This is a genomic window from Achromobacter pestifer (assembly GCF_902859625.1).
Taxonomy (GTDB): Bacteria; Pseudomonadota; Gammaproteobacteria; order Burkholderiales; family Burkholderiaceae_B; genus Achromobacter; species Achromobacter pestifer.
Genome location: NZ_CADIJX010000005.1, coordinates 576,695 through 600,169, shown reverse-complemented (window position 1 = coordinate 600,169; position 23,475 = coordinate 576,695). Strand labels below are relative to the sequence as shown.

The window sequence follows — 23,475 nt, the reverse complement described above, 5'->3', positions numbered from 1 at the left end:
TGGAGCGGGAGACGAGTCTCGAACTCGCGACCTCAACCTTGGCAAGGTTGCGCTCTACCAACTGAGCTACTCCCGCATTTTTCCTGCCTTGAAAACCATCTGGATTTGCGCAATCCGAAAGTCGTTCTTTGCAAGAGAGGCGGAAGTATACCCAAATTAAAAAATTTTGCATGGCTAAGGCAAAAGGACAGGCGCGAGTTCAGCGGGATCAGTCGCTCATTTCACAAACGACCCGATGCGTGCACAGCCGTTGCTGCGAATCCAGATAGCACAACGTCACGTCATTCTCCAGGCAGGCTAGCGTTGCCGCGCTGGCCAGGACGGGCGGCAAGCTACTCAAGTCGAACGCAATGCTCGCTTGGGGGCCGGCCTTGCGGCGTATCTGCGCCAGGATCTGGCCAAGGCGCAGGAATTGCTGGCGGATGTCTCGCGTGTCTGGCAGCGCCCATGGGTGAAGCGGGACGCGGGCTGCGGCGCAAGGCGCTTCAAGCGGAGTCAGTTCGTCGGGCTGCCGGTATAGCGCATGCAAAGTATGGGGCTTGGTCTGGCTGGCATCGGACAGGAGATTGCCCAATGCCTGATCGCCTGTCGCCAGTGTGATCAGATGCTCCGGAGGTGGGGCGATGGTGGGGCGGCTGATCCGGTATAGATGTCGTCGCTTGAAGTGATGCACGGCCATCATCGATGACGCGAACATCAGCAGCAATGCCAATAGCAGGGGCAGCAGCCAGATCATCAGGCTGGGGTGGTCAGTGAACGGGTGCAGATAGTTTTCAACCGTGGCCGGGTAGAGGTAGCGCAACAGCGGCTTGAACATCAGCCCCTCGTTCAGCGCATCGGTGACCCAGCTGACCAGCACGACGGACCCGATCGCATAGCTGGCGGTTTTCAAGCGGTGCAACAACACCGCACGGCTGATTCCCGTCATGGGGGATCGCCTCCTTGGTGGATTGGCTGCCGGTGCGTGCCGCCCGCTCAATGCCCCGTTTCTATGCGGGTGCAGCGATGGTTCTGGTGACCTGGGCAAGACCAGGAAGACCATCGATTATGCCAAGCAACGCAAGCGCTGCCGCGCGAGTATGCGCCGGCGTCTGCCGATGGATTGATATCCGGCAATTCAGGGGCGTATGCACCCTTGCGTGCGATCGGGGAGGCGGGGTTCGTCCGGGCCGGCCAATAGCTCGGCCAGGCGTGCACGGGATGCCGGAGGCAGGCGCTCCGGATCGGCGCCTGCTTGGGTCAGCATGGCTACGAGGGGCTTCCTGCCAAGGCGTACGGCTTCTTCCAGCACGGTGTCGCCGCTGCTCAGGCGCGCGTTCAAATCCGCGCCATGCGCGCGCAGCAGTTGCAGGAACGCGGTTGCGCGCGGGGACTGCGTATCGCGCATGAAGGAGAACAGCGCGGCGAGGGGCGCGGTGCCGGGATAGGCGTCAGGACCATGCGTGATGGCATTCACAGGCATGCCTTGGGTGTCGATGAGCCATTGGGCCACGGTCGTCGCCGCGCCGCTGGCGGCCGCGACGAGCAGCGTGTCGTTCTGGTCGAGGATCTTGCCGCGCAGTGTTAGCGGCACGCCATGGGCTGCCAGGGCTTGCACGGTGTCCAGTCGATCAAGCGTCGCCGCGGTCCACATGGCCTCGCGCCGCGCGGCGGTGTCGCTGACCGGCAGCAGCTGATCTACGAGCGCATCGTCGCGCTGCGCGATAGCCAGGCTCAGGGTCGAAAGCGACGGCAGATATAAGCCTTCGCAGGTATGCACGTCTCTGGATGGCGCGGTCAATCCCGCGCTGACGGTTGCGCCCTGTGCAATCAGGTGGCCGGCCACGTGGTGGGCGCGCGCCATCGTCGCGGTCATCAGCAAACCTTGATTTGTCTGTCCTTGCAGGCAAGACTGGTTGCAGGCTTGCAGGGCGGTGATCAGGGCGGGAACATCGTCATTGTGGATGGCGCTCCTGACGGCATGGCGTTGTTGGCCGGCGTGGCGGGCCTGCCAGTTGTCCCAGAGGGCTTTGCACGCAACGGCGGCAAAGGCTATGGCGGGGGCGGTCTGTGCGATCAGCAGGATTTTCAACCACCGCCTGCGTGCGCCCATTCGCCACGCCAGCAGATTGCACAGGAATGAGATGACGTTGCCCAGGCCCAAGCCCATCAACCCCAGCGCCAAGGCCAGGTTCGGGAACATGCCGCCCGTGGAGTTGCTTGCCAGTCCGGCGATGCTCGCGATCACGCCTGCGCCTAGAGACAGTCCAGATAGGACGGCAAGCAATGGGGGGAAGGCGCGGGGGTGTTGCGGCATGTCCGGGAATGTACCGCATGCGTACCGCATGCTTGCAGACGGGCAGAAATTAAAAAAGGGCCCGTAGGCCCTTTTTAATGACTCGCAGAATTTTCAGAGAAACGCTGCAAATCTGAATTTGGAGCGGGAGACGAGTCTCGAACTCGCGACCTCAACCTTGGCAAGGTTGCGCTCTACCAACTGAGCTACTCCCGCATGGGTTCCGATACTGCGTAGAACCTGTTTCTTATTCACTCTGATCAACTTGGTTATCGATCAGAAGGCGCGCATCTTACATGATTTTTTCGAGTTTGTCATGAAACTGATATTTTTTGCTTTTCACCGGCATCCCTTTGCAGGGCGGCTGAAGCAGGCAGTGGGTTAAACCCAGCCCTGAACATCAGGTCCAAACACTCAATCAAGTAATATGAGCGAAGACAGAAACTATAGCATAGCCAGTAGCACCCATGTCAAATTCTGACGCCGCCCACACCGCGCCTGTTGCATTGACCCCCGTTTCCCAGGACCTGACCCGGCTGAATACGCTGGGGCTGGCGTCCCGGGCCGAGGCCTTCGTCAGCCTGGACTCTGCCGCGCAGTTGCCTGCGTTGTCGGCCCTGGCGCGGCAGCGCCAGTCCCTGCTGGTTTTGGGGGGCGGCAGCAACATGGTGCTGCCCGAGCGTGTTCCAGGGCTGGTGGCTCAGGTGGCGTTCAAGGGCGTGCGCTTGCTGGAGGCGCAGCCCGGTGCGTGGCTGGTCGAGGCAGCCGGTGGCGAGAACTGGCATGGCTTTGTCGAGACCTGCGTGAACAACGGCTGGGACGGTCTGGAGAATCTGGCGCTGATCCCCGGCACGGTAGGGGCAGCACCGGTGCAGAACATTGGTGCCTACGGCGTGGAATTTGAAGAGCGCTTTCACAGCTTGACCGCGTGGGATGTGCTGGCGGGACAGCTGGTTGAGATGCGGGCGGCGGATTGCCGCTTTGCCTACCGGGACAGCGCGTTCAAGCATGATGCGGCAGGTCGCTGGGTCATTGTCAGCGTGCGTTTTGCGTTGCCTCGGCCTTGGCGTCCGGTGTTGGGCTATCCCGACTTGCAGCGCCACGCCCGGCTGGCGCAAGGGACGCCTGTTGCGCGTGATATTTTCGATGCCGTTTGCGAGATCCGCCGCGCCAAGTTGCCTGATCCCGCCGTCACCGGCAATGCGGGCAGCTTCTTCAAGAATCCCATCGTGACGGCCTCTGTGCGCGATAGTCTGGTGGCGCAGTTTCCGGGGCTGGTGTCTTATGCCCAGCCGGATGGCCGCTACAAACTGGCTGCGGGCTGGCTGATCGATCAATGTGGCTGGAAGGGGCGGGCGCTGGGCGCAGCCGGCGTGCATGACCGGCAGGCCTTGGTGCTGGTGAATCGTGGCGGGGCCACGGCGGCCGACATCATGGGGCTGGCACACGCGATCCAACAGTCCGTGGCCGAGCGCTATGGCGTCAAGCTGGAGGCGGAGCCCGTCGTGGTCTGAGCGGCGGTCGCCAGTATTGCATCGTCGTGTCCAGGCGAAAAAAAAGGATCCCGCGGGATCCTTTTTCATGTCCGTGAGCCTTAGAGGCCCAGCACGGATTGCATGTCGTACAGACCGTTGTGCTTGTCTTCCAGGAAGCGCGCGGCGCGCAATGCGCCTTCTGCGTAGGTGGCGCGGCTGGCCGAGCGATGGGTGATCTCGATGCGTTCGCCGACGCCGCAGAAGGACACCGTGTGGTCCCCTACGATATCGCCGCCGCGCAACACGGAGAACCCGATGGTGCCGGGTTTGCGCACGCCGGTGTCGCCATGGCGGCTCCAGGTGGCCACGTCAGGCAATGCCACGTCCCAGGCCGATGCGATGGTCTCGCCCATCTTCAAGGCGGTGCCCGAGGGCGCGTCGACCTTGTTGCGGTGGTGCGCTTCAAAGACTTCGACGTCGTAGCCGGAATTCAGGATGCGCGCGGCCATGTCCAGCAGCTTGAGCGTGGCGTTGACGCCGACGCTCATGTTGGGCGCGAACACGATGGCGATTTTCTGCGCGGCGACCTCGATCGCGGCGCGGCCGTTGTCGTCGAAACCCGTGGTGCCGATCACGGCGCGCGTGCCGTGCTTGACGCAGGCTTGCAGGTGTTCAAGCGTGCCTTCGGGGCGGGTGAAGTCGATCAGGCAGTCAGCATTGGCCAGGGCGTCGAGATCATCGGTGATCAGCACGCCCGTCTGTTGGCCCAGCGGAGCACCGGCATCCTGGCCCAGGGCGGACGCGCCCTTGCGGTCCAGCGCAACCGTCAGTTGCAGTCCGGTGGACTTGAGGACGGCGTCGATCAGCATCTGACCCATACGGCCGCTGGCGCCGGCAATTGCAATACGCATGTAGAGAATCCTTGGAGGTTACCGGAGCGGCTCAGGCGTGATGCCGGGCTGGCCCGGGTATTGGTTCATCGGGCTGACCGGGGCCGCCGAGTCACGCTTTTGCAGGTCCGCTTCTTCCTTCAACCGAGCTTCGTCCTGGTCCAGGCGCTTATCGGCCTTTTCGTCGGCGGTGGGGCTGGGCGTATTCAACTGATAGGGTTGCAAGTCGGGCTGCTTGTCGCCTTCCCAGCGGGTCAGCCGGTCGTTTTCAAACCAGACCGTGAATTTGCGCTCGCGGGCCTCGCCGTAGCCGGGCTTGTAGTAGTAGGGGTAGTCCCAGCGATTGGCGTGCAGCACGCTGGTCAGCGTGGGGCTGCCAAGCGCGAAGCGAACTTGCTCGCGGGTCATGCCGGGTTGAAGCAGGGCAACCTGCTCCTGGGTGATCCAGTTACCTTGTTGGACGCCAGCTTTGTAGGGGAAGCCCCACTTGTCCCCCGAGCAGCCGGCAAGGGCGATGGCCAGGGCGGCAACGGCCAATCCGGTCTTCAGCGAGCGGGAGGGAATTCGTGCAATCATGGACACTACGCGCCCCTATTATTTGGAAGCAGACAAAACCGTTATCATAAAGGTTTCATACGGATAGTTCCGCGGGGCGGCATGAATTCAGGGGAGCCGGCTCGCGGCACGCCCCATATCCTTGCCCATGCCAACGCGGACGGAGAGCGATTACACCATGAGCGACCAAAGCGAACTGAAGAACATGGGTTTGAAGGCGACTTTCCCGCGCCTGAAAATTCTTGATATTTTCCGTAAATCGGACCAACGCCACCTGAGCGCTGAAGACGTCTACCGCGCCCTGATCGGCGAAAACGTCGAAATCGGCCTGGCAACCGTCTACCGCGTGCTGACGCAGTTTGAACAGGCTGGCATTCTTGCCCGTAGCCAGTTCGACAGCGGCAAGGCCGTGTTCGAGCTTAACGACGGCGATCACCACGATCACCTGATTTGCACGAATTGCGGCAAAGTGGTCGAGTTTTCGGACCCGGACATCGAAAAGCGCCAGCAAAAGATCGCCAAGGACAACGGCTTCGCGCTGGAAAGCCATGCGATGGTGCTTTACGGCATCTGCGGTAGCTGCCTGAAAGGCCGCTAAGCCGCTCGCGTCTGTCCTACGGCCCCCGGCCGCGCTCGCCGCGGGACTGTAAGAGAAAAAGCCCCTTCTATCAGAAGGGGCTTTTTTTGTTGCCGCCAAAAAGAGGGCGGCTACGCAGCGTGGCGTCTAGTGGGCGGGCTGGCCGAAGCCTTCCAGCATTTCGCGAGCGTGTTCACGGGTGGTGGCGGTCAGTTTGATGCCGCCCAGCATGCGCGCGATTTCTTCCACGCGGGCGGGGGCGTCCAGTTCTTCGATACTGGAGCGCGTGGTGCCGCGCGTCTCTGCCTTGCTGACCAGGAACTGGTTGTTGGCGCACGCGGCGACCTGCGGCAGGTGGGTGACGCACAGGACTTGATGGCGTTCGCCCAATTCGCGGAGCAGCTTGCCCACGGCTTCGGCCACGGCACCGCCAACACCGCTGTCCACTTCGTCGAAGATCAGCGTCGGCACGCGGGCCGCGCGGCTGGCAATGACGGACAGCGCAAGCGAGATGCGCGACAGTTCGCCGCCCGAGGCCACTTTGGCCAAGGGGCGCGGTGTGGTGCCGGCGTGGCCGGCCACCAGGAATTCAACCTGTTCGTTGCCGTGCGCGGACGGCGCGGAGGCGGCCAGCGTGGGTTCGAACTTGCCGCCCTGCATCGCCAGTGTCTGCATGGCCAGCGTGACTTGCTTGCCCAGGTCTTTCGCGACTTTGCGGCGGGCGGTGGTGAGCTTGGCGGCCGCCGCATCGTATTGCATCTGGGCGGCGGCGGACTGGACGCGCAGCGCGTCGATGTCGCCAGCGGCCTGCAAGGCCGTGAGTTCGGCGTGCAGCGAGTCGCGCAGTTCACATAGCGCGTTGGGTTCAACGCGGAATTTGCGGGCGGTCTCGAACACCAGGCCCAGGCGCGCTTCGACGTCGGCCAGCCGCTTCGGATCGAGATCGACGCGGCTGACGTAATTGTTCAGGTCCGACACGGCTTCGCTGATGGCGATGCGGGCGGATTCCAGTTCGTCGTACACGCCTTGCAGGCCGGGATCATGCCGCAGCAACTGCTGGATCCGGTGGTTGGCCGACGTGACGCGGTGATGCGCGGAATCGTCTTCGCCGTCCAGCGCCTCCAGGATCTGCGAGGCGCCGTCCAGCAGCGATTGGGAATGCGACAGGCGCGTGTGCTCGCCTTGCAACGAGTCCCATTCATCCGGACCCAATGACAGTTGGTCCAGTTCCTGGACCTGCCATTGCAGGCGGTCGCGCTCAATGGCAAGGCTGGCGGCGTCTTTCTCGGCGGCTTCCAGCTGGCGCGTCAGTGCGCGCCATTGCTTCCAGGCCTGGCCCACGGCCTGGCGAAGATCGCCATGGCCGCCGTGGGCATCAAGCAGGTCGCGCTGGGCATCGGGGCGCATCAGGCTTTGATGGGCATGTTGGCCATGGATGTCGACCAGGCTGTCTCCCAATTCGCGCAGTTGCGCGACCGTGGCCGGTGTGCCGTTGATATAGGCGCGGCTACGGCCTTGCGCATCGATCACGCGGCGCAACGAGAGGTCGTCGTCGGCGTCGATCTCGCGTTCGGCCAGCCAGGCGTGCAGCGATTTGGGCGTGTCGAATACGGCGGTGATGTCAGCGCGCGTCGCGCCTTCGCGCAGCATGCTGGCGTCGCCGCGTTCGCCCAGGGTCAGTGCCAGCGCATCCACCAGAATGGATTTGCCGGCACCGGTCTCGCCGGAGAAGACGGTGAAGCCGGAGCCGAAATGGATCTCGGTTTGTTCGACGATGACGAAGTCGCGGATATGCAGGGTGCGCAGCATGTCGGGGCGCTTACTACTCTACGTTGTCGGTGGCCTGGGGCATCAGATTCCAGTGCAGCTTGCGGCGCAGGGTGGAAAAGAAGCTGTAGCCCTCGGGATGCACGAAGCGGATGGTATAGGGGGCGCGCTGCACGACGATGCGGTCGCCGGGTTGCAGGTCCGACCAGGTCTGCATGTCGAAATGCACGCTGGCGCCGACTTCCACGCGGCCCATGGCCGTCAAGGTCATGTTCAGCACACCCGAGTCGGGGATCACGATGGGACGGTTCGACAGCGTTTGCGGGGCAACGGGCACTAACACCATGGCGTTCATGCCAGGGTGCAAGATGGGGCCGTTGGCCGACAGGGCATACGCGGTGGAGCCGGTGGGCGTGGCGATGATCAGGCCATCGGCGCGCTGGGTGTACATGAAGGCGCCATCCAGTTCCACGCGCACTTCGATCATGCCGCCGCGTCCGGCGCGGTTCAACACGACGTCGTTCAGGGCCGACGCGGAATACATTTTCTGGTCGCCGCGCCACACGCTGCCTTCAAGCAGCATGCGCTCTTCGATCTGGAAGCTGCCTTCCAGCACGCGCGTCAAGGCGCCGTGCGCGTCTTGCAGCGGAATGTCGGTGATGAAGCCAAGCCGCCCGTGGTTGATGCCGACCAGCGGCACGCCATACGGCGCCAGGTGGCGGCCAGCACCCAGCACGGTGCCATCGCCGCCCATCACGACGGCCAACGATGCGTTCTGGCCGATCTCTTCAAGGGTGGCGACGGGGTATTCGGTCAGGCCGGTATTGCGCGCGGTATCCGCATCGATGAGCACGTGCCGACCCGCTTGCGTCAGCGCGTGCGCAAGTGCTCTCAACGGGGTGTCCAGCCCGGTGTCCTGGTATCTGCCGATCAGGGCGACGGTAGGAAAGTGCATGGGTGCGAGCGTATCGAAATGAGCGTGGCCATGAGGCCGAAACCCGCCCGGAATGGGCTGGTTAGCCGATTATATGGGGCCGCATATTCGCTTGCAGGACAAAAATCGCCTTAATTGGAAAAGATTCCCTAAAATGCCTGTTATGGATGACCGCGCACGCGCACTACTGAAGGCGTTGATAGAACGCTACATCGCCGACGGGCAGCCCGTCGGCTCGCGGACGCTATCGAAAGTCTTCGACTTGTCCCCGGCCACGATCCGCAATGTCATGGCGGACCTGGAAGAGCTGGGGTTGATTCATAGCCCGCATACCTCCGCCGGCCGTGTGCCCACGCCGCGGGGCTATCGCATGTTCGTCGATTCCCTGCTGGCTGTGCAGTCCTATCAGCTGCAACCTCACAACATGGGCGAAATGCTGTCGGCGGCCGAGCCTTCCCGCGCCGTCAACGCCGCGGCCGCGCTGCTGTCGAACCTGACGCAGTTCGCCGGCGTGGTGCTGACGCCCAAGCGCGCCCAAATATTCCGCCAGATCGAATTCATCCGGCTATCCGATAAACGGGTGCTGCTGATCATCGTCACGCCCGACGGCGACGTCCAGAACCGCATCCTTTTTGTGCAGCGCGACTACGTTGAAGCCGAATTGCTGGAAGCCGGCAATTTCTTCAACATGCATTTCGCGGGCAAGTCCTTCAACGCCGTCCGCCAGACCCTGTCCACCGAACTCGCCCAGCTGCGTGAAGACATTTCGCGGCTGATGCAGGCGGCGGTGGAGGCCAGCGCGGAAGCGGCCGAGGACGGCGACGCCATGGTCATTTCCGGCGAGCGCAAGCTGTTGGATGTGACGGATATCGCGTCCGACATGGATCGGCTGCGCAAGATGTTCTCGTTGTTCGAGAAAAAGACCGACCTGCTGCAATTGCTGGACGTATCCAGCCGCGCGCAGGGGGTGCAGATCTACATCGGCGGCGACTCACAGCTGGTGCCGATGGAAGAGGTCTCGGTCATTACCGCGCCTTACGGCGTGGATGGCAAGGTGGTGGGCACGCTGGGCGTGATTGGTCCCACCCGCATGGCTTACGAGCGCGTCATTCCCATCGTGGACATCACGGCGCGCTTGCTGTCCAACGCCCTCAGCCACAACCAGTAGTTCCATTCAAAGCTACATCCTCCTTGCGGAGGAAGGGGAGTTTTTGTGTTTCTTCGCCTGTTCAAGTATTTATGGCCTGAACGCTACTTGCCGGAAACCGAGCAGGACGACCCCTTCAACGAAGACCCACCGGCCCGTGGGCCGGGCAAGGTCGGCGTGTTGCTGGTGAATCTGGGTACGCCCGATACACCAAGCAAGAAGGACATCCGCGCATACCTGGGCGAATTCCTGTCCGACCCCCGCGTGATCGAGATCCCCCGCTACCTGTGGAAACCCATTCTGCACGGGCTGGTGCTGACGATGCGCCCCAAGAAGCTGGCGCCGCGCTATGCCGGCGTCTGGATGAAGGACGGTTCACCGCTGATGGTCTACAGCGCGCGTCAGGCCGACGGCGTGCGCGCGGCCCTGCACAAGGCGGGTATTGATGCGGTGGTGGAATTGGGCATGCGCTACGGCAACCCATCGATTCCCGATGCGATCACGCGCCTGCGCGCCGCGGGTTGCGAGCGCATCCTGACCGTGCCGCTGTATCCGCAGTACGCCGCCAGCACCACCGCCACCGTTGTCGATGCCGTGACCCGGCACGCGGCGCGCTTGCGCGACCAGCCCGAACTGCGCTTCACCAAGCGCTTCCATGAAGATCCGGCTTGGCTGGATCCGCTGGCGGCGCGTATCGAATCCTATTGGCGTGAACATGGCAAGCCGCAGAAGCTGGTGATGAGCTTTCATGGCTTGCCACGCTATTCAATCGAACTGGGTGATCCTTATTACCGCGACTGCATGGAGTCGGCGCGGCTGTTGTCCCAGCGCCTGTCCCTGCCTCGCGAGCAGATCGAAGTGACCTTTCAAAGCCGTTTCGGCACCGCCCGCTGGCTGGAACCCTACACCGAGCTCACGCTGAAGGCGCTGGCGGCTTCGGGCGTGACCGAGGTGGATGTGGTGTGTCCGGGATTTGTGGCAGACTGTCTGGAAACCCTGGAAGAGATCAGCCTGGAGGGCCGCGATGCGTTCATCGGGGCTGGCGGCAAGCAGTTCCGCTACATCCCGGCCCTGAACGACGATCCGGACTGGATCGCCGGGTTGGCCGGCCTGGTGGAACGAAACTTGCAGGGCTGGCCGCTGACACCCCAGGTCAACACGGACTTGAAGGAGAAGGCGCATGCACCATGATCCCAAGAGCGGCAAAGCGGTAAAAAAGGGGACGGTTTCCACCCCGATTGACGAGGATCAGGTCGAGCACGATCTGGACGAAGCGTTGGCGGAGACTTTCCCGGCCAGCGACCCCATCGCGATCCGATCCGAGCCGGACGAAGACGACGCGCGCGTCGATCGTGCCCTGAAAGAGAGCTTTCCGGCCAGTGATCCCGTGGCGCCAGCACAGCCCCACAAGAAGTAAGGGGCAGGTCCGCCCGGGGGCCCCGGGCGGGGCCACCAGGGAATATTTCGCTTTCCCGGGCTTGAAATAGGGGTATTGGCCCCCATTCATGTCTGCGAAAGCCATTCTTTTTGGAGGATTCCCCATGACGGCACCCCACGAGCCTGTAGACCAGACGCCCGAAGCCGGCCAGAACGCCGGTGCGGCACCCGCCGCCCAGGACGCCGCGCAGGCCGAGCTCACCGAGTTGCGCGCCCAGCTGGACGCCGCCCAGGCTACCGTCAATGAGCAGCACGACCAGCTTCTGCGTGTGCAGGCCGAAGCTGAAAACGTGCGCCGTCGCGCCCAGGAAGAAGTGTCCAAGGCGCGCAAGTTCGGCATCGAGTCGTTCGCCGAAAGCCTGGTTCCGGTCAAGGACAGCCTGGAAGCCGCGTTGGCCCAGCCTGACCAGACCGTTGAAACGCTGCGTGAAGGCGTCGAAGTCACCCTCAAGCAACTGACTGCGGCCTTCGAGCGCAATCTGCTCAAGGAAATCGCACCGGCCCAGGGTGACAAGTTCGACCCGCATCTGCATCAAGCCATTTCGTCGATTCCCAACGAGCAGCCCGCGAATACGGTGTTGCAGTTGTTGCAGAAGGGCTACGCCATCGCCGATCGGACCCTGCGTCCGGCGTTGGTGGTCGTGTCGGCCGGCCAAGGCTGATAGCGGCTCTGCGCACCATGACCGATCCCCGCTTCGATCCGGCTCAGGTCTTCCAGGTGTTCGGCATGCGTCATGTCGACACCGCGGGATTTGATGCTGCCGTGGTCCAGGCGCCGGGGTCGGATCTGCGTTGTGTATTCCTCTGGGGGCAGGATTGCTATAACTGCAATCTTTTCAAGCAGGCGGCGTTGCTGCATCAAGAGACGTTGGTAGGACTGGGTTTGACCTGGTTCGAGGCCGATGTCTATGCCGACGAGCCCCTTGGCCGCCGATTTTCCCTACATGGTGTCCCCACTTTTGTGCTGTATCGGGCCGGAAAGCGGCTGGGCCGCATCACGGGTTGGCCCGGATTGCCCCAGTTCACGGCGGCAATCCAGCGGTTGCAGGACGCTGGCACGGAAAATTCCAGCAAGGCGTCTTGAAAAACCCTGCGAGTAGCCCCAGTTATGTGGGGACAAGAAGTTTCCCTCTATTTTCATAGATTTAATTCAAGGTAACCACCATGAGCAAGATTATTGGCATCGACCTGGGCACGACCAACAGCTGCGTAGCTGTCATGGACGGCGGGCAGGTCAAAATCATTGAAAACGCGGAAGGTGCTCGCACTACCCCCTCGATCGTCGCCTACATGGACGACGGCGAGACCCTGGTTGGCGCACCCGCCAAGCGTCAGGCCGTGACCAATCCGCGCAACACCCTGTATGCGGTGAAGCGCCTGATCGGCCGCAAGTTTGAAGAAAAAGCGGTGCAGAAGGACATCAACCTGATGCCCTATACCATCGCCCGCGCCGACAACGGTGACGCCTGGGTGGAAGTGCGCGGCAAGAAGATGGCGCCTCCCCAAGTGTCGGCCGACGTGCTGCGCAAGATGAAGAAGACCGCCGAGGACTATCTGGGCGAAGAAGTGACCGAGGCCGTCATCACCGTGCCCGCCTACTTCAACGACAGCCAGCGCCAGGCCACCAAGGACGCCGGCCGCATCGCCGGTCTGGAAGTCAAGCGCATCATCAACGAACCCACCGCAGCCGCGTTGGCGTTCGGCCTGGACAAGACCGAAAAGGGCGACCGCAAGATCGCCGTGTATGACTTGGGTGGCGGCACGTTCGACGTGTCCATCATCGAAATCGCCGATGTGGATGGCGAAAAGCAGTTTGAAGTGCTGTCGACCAACGGCGACACCTTCCTGGGCGGCGAAGACTTCGACCAGCGCATCATTGACTACATCATCTCCGAGTTCAAGAAGGAACAAGGCGTTGATCTGTCCAAGGACGTGCTGGCGCTGCAACGCCTGAAGGAAGCGGCTGAAAAGGCCAAGATCGAACTGTCGTCCACGCAGCAAACCGAAATCAACCTGCCGTACATCACGGCGGATGCCTCGGGTCCGAAGCACTTGAACCTGAAGATCACGCGCGCCAAGCTGGAAGCGCTGGTTGAGGAACTGATCGAACGCACGATCGAGCCTTGCCGCGTCGCCATCAAGGACGCCGGTGTGAAGGTTTCCGACATCGACGACGTGATCCTGGTCGGCGGCATGACCCGCATGCCCAAGGTCCAGGAAAAGGTGAAGGAATTCTTCGGCCAGGATCCGCGCAAGGACGTGAACCCGGATGAGGCCGTCGCCGCTGGCGCCGCCATCCAAGGTTCCGTGCTGTCGGGTGACCGCAAGGACGTGCTGCTGCTGGACGTGACGCCTCTGTCGCTGGGTATCGAAACCCTGGGCGGCGTGATGACGAAGATGATCCAGAAGAACACGACGATCCCGACCCGGTTCTCGCAGACCTTCTCGACCGCTGACGACAATCAGCCGGCCGTGACGATCAAGGTGTTCCAGGGCGAGCGCGAAATTGCCGCGGGCAACAAGGCCTTGGGCGAGTTCAACCTTGAAGGGATCCCGCCGTCGCCGCGTGGCATGCCGCAAATCGAAGTCACGTTCGACATCGACGCCAACGGCATTCTGCACGTGTCCGCCAAGGACAAGGGTACCGGCAAGGAAAACAAGATCACCATCAAGGCCAATTCGGGTCTGTCGGAAGACGAGATCCAGCGCATGGTCAAGGATGCCGAGGCCAACGCCGAGGAAGATCACCGCATGGCCGAGCTGGCCCTGGCGCGCAACCAGGCTGACGCGCTGGTGCATGCCACCCGCAAGTCGCTGACGGAATACGGCGACAAGCTCGAAGCTGCCGAAAAGGAAAGCATCGAGGCCGCCATCAAGGACTTGGAAGAGACCTTGAAGGAAGGCGACAAGGCCGCGATCGACGCCAAGGTGGAAACCCTGTCGACCGCATCGCAGAAGCTGGGCGAAAAGATGTACGCCGACATGCAGGCGCAGCAAGCCGCCGGCCAGCAACAAGCGGCCGATAACGCGAAGCCGGTGGACGACAATGTCGTCGACGCCGACTTCAAGGAAGTCAAGCGCGACCAATAATGGCCGGGCGCTGACCAGCCTCTGCCGCCCGGTAGCCGGAGAAATCCGCCTACCGGGCGAACTCATTCTGTAGCACTGAAAAGATGGCTCGTTTTTGAGCCCACGGATCATGGCAAAACGCGACTATTACGAAGTCCTGGGCGTAGCAAAAAACGCCGCGGACGACGAACTCAAGAAGGCCTATCGAAAGCTGGCCATGAAGTACCACCCGGATCGCAATCCGGACAGCAAAGAAGCCGAAGAGAAGTTCAAGGAAGCCAAGGAAGCCTACGAGGTCCTGGGTGATGAACAGAAGCGCGCCGCTTATGACCGCTACGGTCATGCGGGCGTGGATCCCAATTCCGCCGGCATGGGCGGGGCGGGCATGGGCGGCGGCTTCGCCGACGCCTTCGGCGATATCTTCGGCGAAATCTTCGGTGGCGGCGGCGGTGGTGGCCGTCGCGGCGGCGGCCCGCAGGTGTACCGCGGCGCCGACCTGAAGTACGCGCTGGAAATCACGTTGGAACAGGCTGCGGCCGGTTTCGATACCGAAATCCGCGTGCCAAGCTGGGAACATTGCGACACCTGCCACGGCTCGGGCGCCAAGGCTGGCACGTCGCCCAAGACCTGCCGCACCTGCGGCGGCTCGGGTGCCGTGCGCATGCAGCAAGGTTTCTTCAGCGTGCAGCAGACGTGCCCGACCTGCCATGGCAACGGCAAAGAGATCACCGATCCGTGCCCGGCCTGCGATGGCGTGGGCCGTATCCGCCGCAACAAGACCCTTCAGGTCAAGATTCCGGCTGGCATCGACGACGGCATGCGCATCCGCTCCAGCGGCAATGGCGAACCGGGCATCAACGGCGGTCCTCCGGGCGACTTGTATGTGGAAATCCACATCAAGCAGCACAAGATCTTCCAGCGCGATGGCGACGACCTGCATTGCGAACTGACCATCCCGTTCACCACGGCGGCGTTGGGCGGCGAGCTTCAAGTGCCCACGCTGGGTGGCAAGGCCGAGATATCGATCCCGGAAGGCACCCAGTCCGGCAAGACGTTCCGTCTGCGCGGCAAGGGCATTCGTGGGGTGCGGGGCAGCTATCCGGGCGATCTGTATTGCCACGTCGTCGTGGAAACGCCGGTGCGGCTGAGCGAAGACCAGAAGAGCATCCTGCGTCAGTTCGAGACCTCGCTGAACGACGGGGGCGATCGCCACTCGCCGCAAAGCAAGTCCTGGACGGATCGGGTGAAGGAATTCTTCAGCTGATAACGCTTGAAGAGAAAAAAAAGCCGCGATGCATTCGCGGCTTTTTTTTGGTCTCTGGTGACGTCATGGGCGACGTCCGATAGCAGTGTGCCGGTCAGGCATGAGGAATCGCCGGCAACAAAAAGGCCGCGGCTGTTACGCCGCGGCCGTACCGCAGGTGCTTCTACAACAAGTGCTTCTACAGCAGGTGCTTCTACAACAAGTGCTTCTACAGCAGGTGCTTCTACAGCAGGTGCTTCTACAACAAGTGCTTCTACAACAAGTGCTTCTACAACAAGTGCTTCTACAACAAGTGCTTCTACTGCAAGTACTGCGGATGCCACTACAACTTCAACTGCCAGGCACTGCTACTACGGTTGCCGCTGTACCGGAAAAAACCGACCCCAAGCCATGATGCCGCCTGAGGCCGGCCGGGCTACAGCAAGCAGCTCACCGGGTGATCGGCGGGTATTCAAGTTCGCCGAACGTGTATTGGCCGCTGGCCTTGGCTTGGGCCAGTTCTTGCTGGACTTCGGCGCGGGTCTTCTCGGCAGCGGGGGCTGCGATGACGGGCGGGTATTGCAGTTCACCGAACGTGTACTGGCCGCTGATCTTGGCTTGTTGCAGCTGCGCCTGCACTTCTTGCGAGCTCAGGCTGGCGGCTTGGGGCAAGGCGGGCGGGTAGTCCAGTTCGCCGAACGTGTATTGGCCGCTGGCCTTGGCTTGCTGCAATTCGGTGGCGACCTGGGCGCTGGTCTTGGCTTGTTCAGCGCCGGCGGCTTGGGCGCCAACGCCAACCAGGGCTAGGGACAACAGCAGGGTGGTGGTTAGGGTTTTCATGATGGATCTCCAGTCATTTCTAGTGGGGACCGAATCCGGCGGCCCTCCGTCGTGGTTCGTTGTTTGTTCCCGATGACTGAATTCTGCGCGTTATCCCGCTTGGGATAAACCCGTATTCCCTGAAAACATCTTTCCAAATAACCGAGTAATGGATCTGTTATTGGAAAATTTCCCCACTAGTGGCATGGTATTGCGCAATTGGCAGGATGGCGGGGAGGAAATCTGTGTTTCATCATGCAAAAAAAAGCCCCTGCCAAGGCAGGGGCTGGATGGGTGCGGATGCGAGGGTCAGGGCGTGGCTTTCTTCTTGAAGTCGCCAGCGACCGCGGTGCTGAAGCCGTCCGGGCGCAGGTATTTGCGCAGGGCGGTGTTAACCGCGTCGGGCGTCAATGCCGAGATCTTCTTGTCCATCTCGGCCGACCATTCAAACGTGCGGCCGCGTTGCAGATAGTCCAGCCACGTGCTGGCCAGGATGTCGTCTTGCGCGCGGGCCAGGTTGCGGTAGTTCAGCAGCGCGTTGATGCCGTCAGAGATTTCCTTTTCCGAGAAACCGTCCTTCAAGACGCGGGCCAGTTCCTCGTTGATGGCCTTTTCCAGGCGTTCACGGTTCTGCGGCGCATAGATGGCATACATGGTCCAGCTGGCGCTGGGCTCGAAGGAGGACACCGACAACGAACTGCGGACGTTATACGACAGGCCTTCGGTTTCGCGCACGCGATTCCACAGGCGCGAGGTTTCGGACGCGCCGAACAGGTAGTTGGCCAGGTACAGCGCCGCATAGTCGGCGTCCGAGTCCTGTAGCTTCAGCGGCATGCGCGAAATGTAGAAGGCGTTGGCCTTGTCGGGCGTGGCGATGTCGAACTGCTTGGCCGGGATGTCGCGGTACGGGTTGGGAACGCGGGTGTACGCGGGCGCTTTCTTCCAGCCCGCCAGACCAGCCTTGATCGCCTTTTCCACGGCTTCCGGCTCAAAGTCGCCGACCGCCGAGTACTCGATCTTGCCCGCGCCGTAGAACTTGGCGTGGAATTTGGCCAGGGCGTCGCGGTTCAGGCCGCGCACGCTGGCAAGCGATTCCTCAAACGTGGGCACATAACGCAGGTCGTCAGCGGGCCACGGATTGTCCTGGCGCGCAAGAGTGCGTCCAGCCAGGGCCGAAGGTTCGGTCATGGCGTTCTGGATCGAGGTTTCAAGCTGGCGCTGGTATTCCTCGAGTTGTTCCTTCGGGAAGTTGGCGTTGCGCACGATATCCAGTGCCAGCGCGGTCAGCTCGGGCAGGTTCTCGCTCTTGGTCGACATGGCGATCTTGAGCGTGGTGCCGCCGCCGCTGAAGCCGAGTTCGGCTTGCAGCTTGTCCAGGCGGTCCTGGATGTCCTGGCGCGACAGCTTGGCCGTGCCGCGGGTCAGCAGATCCGCCACGGCGCTTGAGTTCACGCGCTGGCCAAGCAGATCCTTTTCATTGCCGAACTGGATCAGCATCTGCGCCTGCACGCGGTTGCCGCGCGTGGCTTTGGGCAGAAGCGCCAGTTGCACCGGGCCGTTGGACAGATCCAGCTTCTTGCGCTGGGTCAGCTTGTCGATGTTGGCGGGAGTGGGGTCAAAGGCGGATGCGGCCTTGAAGTCGGGATCGCCCTTGTAGTCCTTGAACACAGCAGTCAGGTCTTCGCGCTGCAATTGCGGTGCACGCTCAGGCTTTTCCGTGGGGATGTAGCGGCCTTCGATGCGGTTGCTTTGCACCAGGTACGTAGTGGCGGCTTTCTGGACTTCGGTCAGCGTGGCCTTGCGGGCGCGGTCGCGTTGCAGGAAGAACAGGCGCCAGTCGCCGGCGGCGATGGCTTCGGACAGCGCCACGCCGACTTGTTCGGGATCGCTGTAGGTCTGTTCCCAAGCTGTCAGCCATTTGCTGCGGGCGCGATCCAGTTCCTGTTGGGTGAAGGGCTTTTTGCCCAGGGTTTCCAGCGTGCTGGTCAGCGCTTTGATGGCGGGGTCCAGGCTCTTGCCTGGGGACAACTGCGCGCCAAACATCGCCAGGCCCGGGTCACGGTTTTCCATGGTGAAGCCGAACACGCCCGAGGCCAGCTTGGTGGCGACCAGCGCGTGGTACAGGCGGCCCGACGGCGTGTCGGACAGGATGACGGTAGCCAGATCCAGCGGCACGAAATCGGGGCTGCCCGCGGCGGGGATGTGATACATCGCCGCCACCAACGGCGTGCCGCCGGTACGGCGCAGCGTCACCGAGCGTTCGCCGTCCTGCACCGGTTCCACCGTGTATTCGGGCGGCAATTTGCGATCGGGCTTGGGCAGCTTGCCCAACGTTTCCTCGATGTCCGCCAAGGTGGCTTGCGGGTCGAATTTGCCGGCCACGATCAGCACGGCGTTATCGGGCTGGTAGTACTCGTGATAGAAGGCGCGCAGTTGGCCGATGTCCACGTTTTCCACGTCGGAGCGGGCGCCAATGGTGTTCTTGCCGTAGCTGTGCCATTGAAAGGCAGCAGCCTGCATCTTCTGCATCAGGATGCGCGACGGGCTGTTTTCGCCGCTTTCCATTTCGTTGCGGACCACGGTCATTTCCGAATCCAGGTCTTCCTTGGCGATCAGGGAATTGACCATGGCGTCGGCTTGCCAGCCCAGATACCACTTCAGGGTGTCGGGGTTGGCGGCGAAGCTGGCGAAATAGTTGGTGCGGTCGCTGGAGGTCGAACCGTTGGCCTGCAAGCCCCGGCGCGAGAATTCGCCCATGGCGTTGCGGGTAGTGGAGGTGCCCTTGAACAGCATGTGTTCAAGCAGGTGCGCCATGCCGGTCTGGCCGTAGTTCTCGTTGCGCGAGCCGACCAGGTAGGTCATGTTGACCGTGGTCGACGGCTTGGATTCGTCGGGAACCAGCAGCACTCTCAGGCCATTGGCCAGTCGGTATTCAGTGATGCCTTCAATCGAGGCGGCCTCCGAGACGCCGGCCGGGAGGCTGGCGGCGCCGGCCTGAAAGGCCAGGAAGGAGGAGAACAGCAGCACGCCCAGCGGGCGTGGCAGCTTCGATAGGGACAGGCGCATGGCAGACAATTCCTTTGGCATGGCAGAATCCGTTGGAGTGTATACGGTGGCAATGGTTCAAGGGCCGATCCCTGCCGCGTTGGCCGCCCTGCGGCAAGGAAATCCAATATGTCTTTATCGCTGGAAGTTGAGACGCCGCGTCTGGTTCTGCGCCAATGGCGCGCAGAGGATCGCAAGCCGTTTGCCGTGATGAACGCGGATCCGCGCGTCACGGAGCATCTGCTGCCACTGAACGGGCCCGAAAGCGATGCGCTGGCTGACCGGCTGGCGGCCAGCATCGATGAGCATGGTTGGGGTTTCTGGGCGGTTGAAGCGCCCGGCGTGGCGCCATTCATCGGCTTCGTGGGCATCAAGCCCATGCCGCCCGTCTTGCCGTTCGCGCCCGGGGTCGAGATCGGTTGGCGCCTGGCGCAGCCCTTCTGGGGGCGCGGTTATGCCAGCGAGGCGGCGCAAGCCGCGCTGCGCGTGGGTTTCGAGCAGCTGAACCTGGACGAGATCGTGGCGTTCACCGCCGTGGGCAACCAGCGATCGCGGGCGGTGATGGCCCGCCTGGGCATGATGGAGGATGCCGAGTTGTTCGATCATCCGTCGGTCCCCGTGGGGCATCCGCTGCGTCGGCATGTGCTGTATAGACTGGGGCAGGCGCAATGGCGCAGCCAAAAAAATGGTGACGCAGAGACAGGCGGCATGCCGATTGCAGCGGCATAAGCGCCGGAAACCCGCATCGATATAGGGTGCTGCGATGCAACATCGTTAGTGCGCAAGGCAAATTTGAGGCCGCCGCGCTTGCGGGTGTAAGCTTTTGGGAACGTAGTAGCTGTTGCCGACGGGATGCGCGACAGCCGTCTACCGGCTTCCCGTCCAACGCCAGACGCCGCCGCAAGCGCGGCGCCGGTGCTTGTTGTTCGCGCCTTCGCTGCCGGCATCCTGCCGGCGCATTTTTCGGAGGAACGACCCATGCTGACCGAGATCGTCACGCGCGCGCTGTCCCAATTGACCGGCAACGCCCTGAACGGCGAAGGGATCAAAGGACAGTTTCAGTACGCCTATGCCAGTGATGACGGCCAATTCGTGGCCATATTGACCAACGACATGACCACCTATGTGGTGGACTTGAGTACTCAACGGTATTTTGCTGAGTGCGGCGGGTCTCCATGCGGGTTCGCAGGACATGTGCTGGAAATGGAAGGCGCTGCGGCACGCAGCCATCCCTGGCCGGCCGCCAATGATCTGTTCGACCTGGACATGGACGCGGACGAGCTGTCCTGGCGTCAGTGCCCCGGTTTGCGCAAGGCGGCCACCGCCAACCGATCTGTGGAGAGCCGCGCCGCCTAAGAGTGGCCAGAAGCGGCAGCAACGCACTGAACCGGCGAATTCGCCGGTTTTTTTTGTTTCCGGGACAGTACAATTTCCGCCCATGAACTCGCCCGCTGAAAGCCGCGCGCCGGATGGCGCCATCCTTGTCGATTGTTCGCATGAACGCCATGCGGATCAGATCCTGGCCATTTTCAACGACGCCATTGCGACGTCCACTGCGTTGTACGACTACAAGCCGCGGCCGCGCGAGGCGATGCTGGGATGGTTTCAGGCCAAGCAGCAGGGCGGTTTTCCGGTGGTGGGATTTGAGAACGAAGCAGGCGAGCTGATGGCCTTTGCCAGCTACGGCACGTTTCGCGCGTGGCCTGCCTACAAATATTCGGTGGAACATTCCGTCTACGTAGACGGGCGGTTCCGGGGAATGGGGTTGGGCGAGGCGCTGATGCGGGTTCTGATCGAGCGCGCCCGCGCCCGGCAAGTGCATGTGCTGATCGGCGGCATCGACGCGGCCAATCAGGGCAGCATCCGCCTGCACGAGAAGCTGGGCTTCAATCATGCCGGCACCATCAAGGAAGCCGGCTTCAAATTCGGCCGCTGGCTGGATCTTGCGTTCTATCAGCTGACGCTGGATACGCCTGAGCGGCCGGTGGATGGTTGAGTTATTTCGATAGCACCCGCATGGCCTGTTCCAGGCCGGCGACGGTAACCGGGTACATGCGGTCTTGCATGATGTCGCGCATCAACCCGATGGATTGCCGGTATTGCCACGATGCGGTGGATTCGGGATTCAGCCAGACCGATTTAGGCCAGGCGTCCAGCAGCCGCCGCATCCATTGGGCGCCAGGTTCTTTGTTGTAGTGTTCGACGGACCCGCCCGGTTGCAGGATTTCGTAGGGGCTCATGGTGGCGTCGCCCACGATGATCAGCCGCCAATCCGGGTTGTACTTGCGCAGCACGTCCCAGGTGTCGAAGCGTTCATTTTGGCGCCGGCGGTTGCTTTGCCACAGGCTTTCGTAGGGGCAATTGTGGAAGTAATAGACTTCCAGGTTGCGGAATTCACTGCGTGCCGCTGAAAACAATTCTTCAACACGGCCGATGTGGTCGTCCATGCTGCCGCCCACGTCCAGCAGCATCAACACCTTCACGGTGTTGTGGCGTTCGGGGACCATGCGCAGGTCCAGGTGGCCGGCGTTGCGGGCGGTGCTGGCGATGGTGTCGTCCAGGTCCAGTTCCAATTCGGCGCCTTGGCGGGCGAACCGGCGCAAGCGGCGCAGCGCCACCTTGAAGTTGCGCGTGCCCAGTTCCACCTGGTCGTCGTAATCCTTGAACTGGCGCATGTCCCAGACTTTGACCGCCGTGCGGTTGCCGGCCGATGCGCCGCCCACCCGGATGCCTTCGGGGTGATAGCCGCCATTGCCGAACGGCGATGTGCCGCCCGTGCCGATCCACTTGCTGCCACCCGCGTGGCGCTCTTTTTGCTCTTCCATGCGTTCTTTGAAGAGCTCCATCAGCTTGTCCCAGCCGTGTTTTTCGATGGCAGCCTTGTCTTCGGGCGACAGGTTTTTCTCGAACTGCTTGATCAACCAGTCCAGCGGGATTTCCTTGCCGGCGGGCAGGGCGGCTTCGATGCCCTTGTAATAAGCGCCGAAGGCCTTGTCGTAGCGGTCGTAGAGCGATTCGTCCTTGACCAGCGTGGCGCGCGCCAGGAAGTAGAACTCGTCCAGCGTGGGCGCCATCAGGTCTTGGCGCAACGCATCGACGAGGGTCAGGTATTCCTTGACCGAGACGGGCAGCTTGTGCGCCCGGAGATGGTAGAAGAAGTCGATCAGCATGGTCAGGCCGCCGGTAGCTGCGGGATCAGCGGCGCTGGCCGCCGCGCGTCATGGCCGCCAGGCGTTCCAGCAGGTGCACGTCCTGCTCGTTCTTCAGCAGCGCGCCTGCCATCAGCGGCACGGCGGTGGCGGTGTGCGCATCGATCTCGGCGGCGGTGGCGTTTTCAGCCAGCAGCAGGCGCAACCAGTCCAGCAGCTCGGACGTGGACGGCTTTTTCTTCAGTCCGGGCGCGTCGCGCAGCGCAAAGAACGTGTCCAGCGCCGCGCGCAGCACGTCTTGCTTGAGGTGCGGATAGTGCACGGCCACGATCTCGCGCATGGTGTCGCGGTCGGGGAAGCGGATGTAGTGGAAGAAGCAGCGGCGCAGGAATGCGTCGGGCAGGTCCTTTTCGTTATTGGACGTAATGATGACCAGCGGACGATGCACGGCGGAGATGGTCTCGCGCGTTTCGTACACATGGAATTCCATGCGGTCCAGTTCGCGCAGCAGGTCGTTGGGGAATTCGATGTCGGCCTTGTCGATCTCGTCGATCAGCAGCACCACGGGTTCGGGCGCCTGGAAGGCCTGCCACAGGGTGCCCTGCACGATGTAGTTGCGGATGTCGCGGACTTTTTCGTCGCCCAGTTGCGAGTCGCGCAGCCGCGACACGGCGTCGTATTCGTACAAGCCCTGATGCGCCTTGGTGGTGGACTTGATGTGCCATTGCATCAGCGGACGTCCCAGCGCGCGCGCCACTTCCTCCGCCAACATGGTCTTGCCCGTGCCGGGCTCTCCCTTGATCAGCAGCGGCCGCTGCAACGTCAGGGCGGCGTTGACGGCCAGTTTCAGGTCGTCGGTGGCGACATAACTGTCGGTTCCGTTGAAGCGGGCAGGCGAGGCTGAGGGGGCGGACTGGGCTGCGGACATTGTCTAATGGCTTCCGAGAATTGACGGTCATCAATACCATCGTAAGGTATTAATCCTGAGCAATTATCGTACAATCAGGCGGTTTTGCAGTTGGGTTCGACCCGCAACGTGTTTGCAGGGGGCCTTTTCGTGTGAGCAGGCCCTAGTCCTTAAGCCATACCAAGA

The 23,475-nt window shown here is 62.3% G+C and carries 22 protein-coding genes and 2 tRNA genes; 12 read left to right on the top strand and 12 right to left on the bottom strand.

What is annotated here, in order from left to right:
- The 4 genes from HV753_RS21890 to HV753_RS21875 form a co-directional block, all read right to left on the bottom strand.
- Positions 1-76, bottom strand: a tRNA-Gly gene (locus tag HV753_RS21890).
- A 132-nt stretch (positions 77-208) separates the two neighbouring features.
- On the bottom strand, positions 209-928 hold the full coding sequence (locus tag HV753_RS21885) for a hypothetical protein (RefSeq protein ID WP_175176670.1): 720 nt from the start codon (positions 926-928) through the stop codon (positions 209-211).
- 189 nt (positions 929-1,117) lie between these two features.
- Positions 1,118-2,227: an ankyrin repeat domain-containing protein gene (locus tag HV753_RS21880; protein ID WP_175176669.1), complete on the bottom strand. Its 1,110-nt coding sequence runs from the start codon at positions 2,225-2,227 to the stop codon at positions 1,118-1,120.
- Positions 2,228-2,415: 188 nt separating this feature from the next.
- Positions 2,416-2,491 (bottom strand) — tRNA-Gly (locus tag HV753_RS21875).
- Positions 2,492-2,742: 251 nt separating this feature from the next.
- Here HV753_RS21875 and murB point away from each other — a divergent pair.
- Positions 2,743-3,789 carry a UDP-N-acetylmuramate dehydrogenase gene (gene murB / locus HV753_RS21870; RefSeq protein WP_175176668.1) on the top strand — a complete coding sequence of 349 codons (1,047 nt, stop codon included), beginning with the start codon at positions 2,743-2,745 and terminating at the stop codon, positions 3,787-3,789.
- Positions 3,790-3,869: 80 nt separating this feature from the next.
- On the opposite strand, the gene dapB is transcribed toward murB, so the two are convergent.
- Both dapB and HV753_RS21860 read right to left on the bottom strand, forming a co-directional pair.
- Positions 3,870-4,661 (bottom strand): 4-hydroxy-tetrahydrodipicolinate reductase, encoded by a 792-nt coding sequence (dapB, locus tag HV753_RS21865; protein WP_175176667.1) that lies wholly within the window; start codon positions 4,659-4,661, stop codon positions 3,870-3,872.
- 18 nt (positions 4,662-4,679) lie between these two features.
- On the bottom strand, positions 4,680-5,216 hold the full coding sequence (locus tag HV753_RS21860; protein ID WP_175176666.1) for an outer membrane protein assembly factor BamE: 537 nt from the start codon (positions 5,214-5,216) through the stop codon (positions 4,680-4,682).
- 157 nt (positions 5,217-5,373) lie between these two features.
- Between HV753_RS21860 and fur the strand changes: the two genes are divergently transcribed.
- Positions 5,374-5,793 carry a ferric iron uptake transcriptional regulator gene (gene fur / locus HV753_RS21855; RefSeq protein WP_006223539.1) on the top strand — a complete coding sequence of 140 codons (420 nt, stop codon included), beginning with the start codon at positions 5,374-5,376 and terminating at the stop codon, positions 5,791-5,793.
- 126 nt (positions 5,794-5,919) lie between these two features.
- Here fur and recN read toward each other — a convergent pair whose 3' ends face one another.
- Together recN and HV753_RS21845 are read right to left on the bottom strand one after the other, a co-directional pair.
- Positions 5,920-7,581 carry a DNA repair protein RecN gene (gene recN / locus HV753_RS21850; protein ID WP_175176665.1) on the bottom strand — a complete coding sequence of 554 codons (1,662 nt, stop codon included), beginning with the start codon at positions 7,579-7,581 and terminating at the stop codon, positions 5,920-5,922.
- Positions 7,582-7,594: 13 nt separating this feature from the next.
- Positions 7,595-8,494, bottom strand: a complete 900-nt coding sequence (locus tag HV753_RS21845; protein ID WP_175176664.1) for an NAD kinase — start codon at positions 8,492-8,494, stop codon at positions 7,595-7,597.
- Between the two features lie 142 nt (positions 8,495-8,636).
- Here HV753_RS21845 and hrcA point away from each other — a divergent pair, with 142 nt between their 5' ends.
- The 7 genes from hrcA to dnaJ all read left to right on the top strand — a co-directional run bounded on the left by hrcA (position 8,637) and on the right by dnaJ (position 15,390).
- A complete protein-coding gene (gene hrcA, locus HV753_RS21840; protein ID WP_175176696.1) occupies positions 8,637-9,641 on the top strand; it encodes a heat-inducible transcriptional repressor HrcA in 1,005 nt (334 codons plus the stop codon).
- Between the two features lie 45 nt (positions 9,642-9,686).
- Positions 9,687-10,811 (top strand): ferrochelatase, encoded by a 1,125-nt coding sequence (gene hemH, locus HV753_RS21835; protein WP_175176663.1) that lies wholly within the window; start codon positions 9,687-9,689, stop codon positions 10,809-10,811.
- Positions 10,801-11,037: a hypothetical protein gene (locus tag HV753_RS21830; protein WP_175176662.1), complete on the top strand. Its 237-nt coding sequence runs from the start codon at positions 10,801-10,803 to the stop codon at positions 11,035-11,037. The genes hemH and HV753_RS21830 overlap by 11 nt, the downstream gene beginning before the upstream one ends.
- Positions 11,038-11,161: 124 nt before the next feature.
- Complete coding sequence (grpE, locus tag HV753_RS21825; protein WP_175176661.1) at positions 11,162-11,719, top strand: nucleotide exchange factor GrpE; 558 nt, start codon at positions 11,162-11,164, stop codon at positions 11,717-11,719.
- A gap of 17 nt (positions 11,720-11,736) precedes the next feature.
- Positions 11,737-12,141: a thioredoxin family protein gene (locus HV753_RS21820; protein WP_175176660.1), complete on the top strand. Its 405-nt coding sequence runs from the start codon at positions 11,737-11,739 to the stop codon at positions 12,139-12,141.
- An 80-nt stretch (positions 12,142-12,221) separates the two neighbouring features.
- Positions 12,222-14,147: a molecular chaperone DnaK gene (gene dnaK, locus HV753_RS21815; protein WP_175176659.1), complete on the top strand. Its 1,926-nt coding sequence runs from the start codon at positions 12,222-12,224 to the stop codon at positions 14,145-14,147.
- 109 nt (positions 14,148-14,256) lie between these two features.
- Entirely contained in the window at positions 14,257-15,390 is a 1,134-nt protein-coding gene (gene dnaJ / locus HV753_RS21810; protein ID WP_175176658.1) for a molecular chaperone DnaJ, read from the top strand.
- A 429-nt stretch (positions 15,391-15,819) separates the two neighbouring features.
- Here the strand turns inward: dnaJ and HV753_RS21805 are convergent, their stop codons facing one another.
- Positions 15,820-16,209 carry a DUF4148 domain-containing protein gene (locus HV753_RS21805; protein WP_175176657.1) on the bottom strand — a complete coding sequence of 130 codons (390 nt, stop codon included), beginning with the start codon at positions 16,207-16,209 and terminating at the stop codon, positions 15,820-15,822.
- A gap of 288 nt (positions 16,210-16,497) precedes the next feature.
- The gene (locus HV753_RS21800; protein ID WP_175176695.1) at positions 16,498-19,254 is read right to left on the bottom strand and encodes a M16 family metallopeptidase; all 2,757 of its coding nucleotides are present in this window, start codon (positions 19,252-19,254) and stop codon (positions 16,498-16,500) included.
- Positions 19,255-19,362: 108 nt separating this feature from the next.
- On the opposite strand from HV753_RS21800, the gene HV753_RS21795 reads away from it, so the two are divergent.
- The 3 genes from HV753_RS21795 (at position 19,363) to HV753_RS21785 (ending at position 21,229) form a co-directional block, all read left to right on the top strand.
- Positions 19,363-19,962 (top strand): GNAT family N-acetyltransferase, encoded by a 600-nt coding sequence (locus tag HV753_RS21795; RefSeq protein WP_175176656.1) that lies wholly within the window; start codon positions 19,363-19,365, stop codon positions 19,960-19,962.
- 249 nt (positions 19,963-20,211) lie between these two features.
- Positions 20,212-20,589 carry a hypothetical protein gene (locus tag HV753_RS21790; protein WP_175176655.1) on the top strand — a complete coding sequence of 126 codons (378 nt, stop codon included), beginning with the start codon at positions 20,212-20,214 and terminating at the stop codon, positions 20,587-20,589.
- Between the two features lie 82 nt (positions 20,590-20,671).
- Positions 20,672-21,229 (top strand): GNAT family N-acetyltransferase, encoded by a 558-nt coding sequence (locus tag HV753_RS21785; protein WP_175176654.1) that lies wholly within the window; start codon positions 20,672-20,674, stop codon positions 21,227-21,229.
- A gap of 1 nt (position 21,230) precedes the next feature.
- Here HV753_RS21785 and HV753_RS21780 read toward each other — a convergent pair whose 3' ends face one another.
- Both HV753_RS21780 and HV753_RS21775 read right to left on the bottom strand, forming a co-directional pair.
- Positions 21,231-22,403 carry a vWA domain-containing protein gene (locus HV753_RS21780; protein WP_175176653.1) on the bottom strand — a complete coding sequence of 391 codons (1,173 nt, stop codon included), beginning with the start codon at positions 22,401-22,403 and terminating at the stop codon, positions 21,231-21,233.
- A 25-nt stretch (positions 22,404-22,428) separates the two neighbouring features.
- Positions 22,429-23,310: an AAA family ATPase gene (locus HV753_RS21775; protein WP_175176652.1), complete on the bottom strand. Its 882-nt coding sequence runs from the start codon at positions 23,308-23,310 to the stop codon at positions 22,429-22,431.
- Positions 23,311-23,475 lie beyond the last annotated feature (165 nt).

What these genes read in the sequence shown, in the direction of transcription:
- HV753_RS21860 (WP_175176666.1), bottom strand. Translation starts at nt 5,216, where the DNA reads ATGATTGCACGAATTCCCTCCCGCTCGCTGAAGACCGGATTGGCCGTT.
- hrcA (WP_175176696.1), top strand. Translation starts at nt 8,637, where the DNA reads ATGGATGACCGCGCACGCGCACTACTGAAGGCGTTGATAGAACGCTAC.
- murB (WP_175176668.1), top strand. Translation starts at nt 2,743, where the DNA reads ATGTCAAATTCTGACGCCGCCCACACCGCGCCTGTTGCATTGACCCCC.
- dnaK (WP_175176659.1), top strand. Translation starts at nt 12,222, where the DNA reads ATGAGCAAGATTATTGGCATCGACCTGGGCACGACCAACAGCTGCGTA.
- HV753_RS21785 (WP_175176654.1), top strand. Translation starts at nt 20,672, where the DNA reads ATGAACTCGCCCGCTGAAAGCCGCGCGCCGGATGGCGCCATCCTTGTC.
- HV753_RS21790 (WP_175176655.1), top strand. Translation starts at nt 20,212, where the DNA reads ATGCTGACCGAGATCGTCACGCGCGCGCTGTCCCAATTGACCGGCAAC.
- HV753_RS21885 (WP_175176670.1), bottom strand. Translation starts at nt 928, where the DNA reads ATGACGGGAATCAGCCGTGCGGTGTTGTTGCACCGCTTGAAAACCGCC.
- fur (WP_006223539.1), top strand. Translation starts at nt 5,374, where the DNA reads ATGAGCGACCAAAGCGAACTGAAGAACATGGGTTTGAAGGCGACTTTC.
- HV753_RS21780 (WP_175176653.1), bottom strand. Translation starts at nt 22,403, where the DNA reads ATGCTGATCGACTTCTTCTACCATCTCCGGGCGCACAAGCTGCCCGTC.
- HV753_RS21845 (WP_175176664.1), bottom strand. Translation starts at nt 8,494, where the DNA reads ATGCACTTTCCTACCGTCGCCCTGATCGGCAGATACCAGGACACCGGG.
- HV753_RS21820 (WP_175176660.1), top strand. Translation starts at nt 11,737, where the DNA reads ATGACCGATCCCCGCTTCGATCCGGCTCAGGTCTTCCAGGTGTTCGGC.
- grpE (WP_175176661.1), top strand. Translation starts at nt 11,162, where the DNA reads ATGACGGCACCCCACGAGCCTGTAGACCAGACGCCCGAAGCCGGCCAG.
- dapB (WP_175176667.1), bottom strand. Translation starts at nt 4,661, where the DNA reads ATGCGTATTGCAATTGCCGGCGCCAGCGGCCGTATGGGTCAGATGCTG.
- dnaJ (WP_175176658.1), top strand. Translation starts at nt 14,257, where the DNA reads ATGGCAAAACGCGACTATTACGAAGTCCTGGGCGTAGCAAAAAACGCC.
- HV753_RS21830 (WP_175176662.1), top strand. Translation starts at nt 10,801, where the DNA reads ATGCACCATGATCCCAAGAGCGGCAAAGCGGTAAAAAAGGGGACGGTT.
- HV753_RS21775 (WP_175176652.1), bottom strand. Translation starts at nt 23,310, where the DNA reads ATGTCCGCAGCCCAGTCCGCCCCCTCAGCCTCGCCTGCCCGCTTCAAC.
- recN (WP_175176665.1), bottom strand. Translation starts at nt 7,581, where the DNA reads ATGCTGCGCACCCTGCATATCCGCGACTTCGTCATCGTCGAACAAACC.
- HV753_RS21800 (WP_175176695.1), bottom strand. Translation starts at nt 19,254, where the DNA reads ATGCGCCTGTCCCTATCGAAGCTGCCACGCCCGCTGGGCGTGCTGCTG.
- HV753_RS21795 (WP_175176656.1), top strand. Translation starts at nt 19,363, where the DNA reads ATGTCTTTATCGCTGGAAGTTGAGACGCCGCGTCTGGTTCTGCGCCAA.
- HV753_RS21805 (WP_175176657.1), bottom strand. Translation starts at nt 16,209, where the DNA reads ATGAAAACCCTAACCACCACCCTGCTGTTGTCCCTAGCCCTGGTTGGC.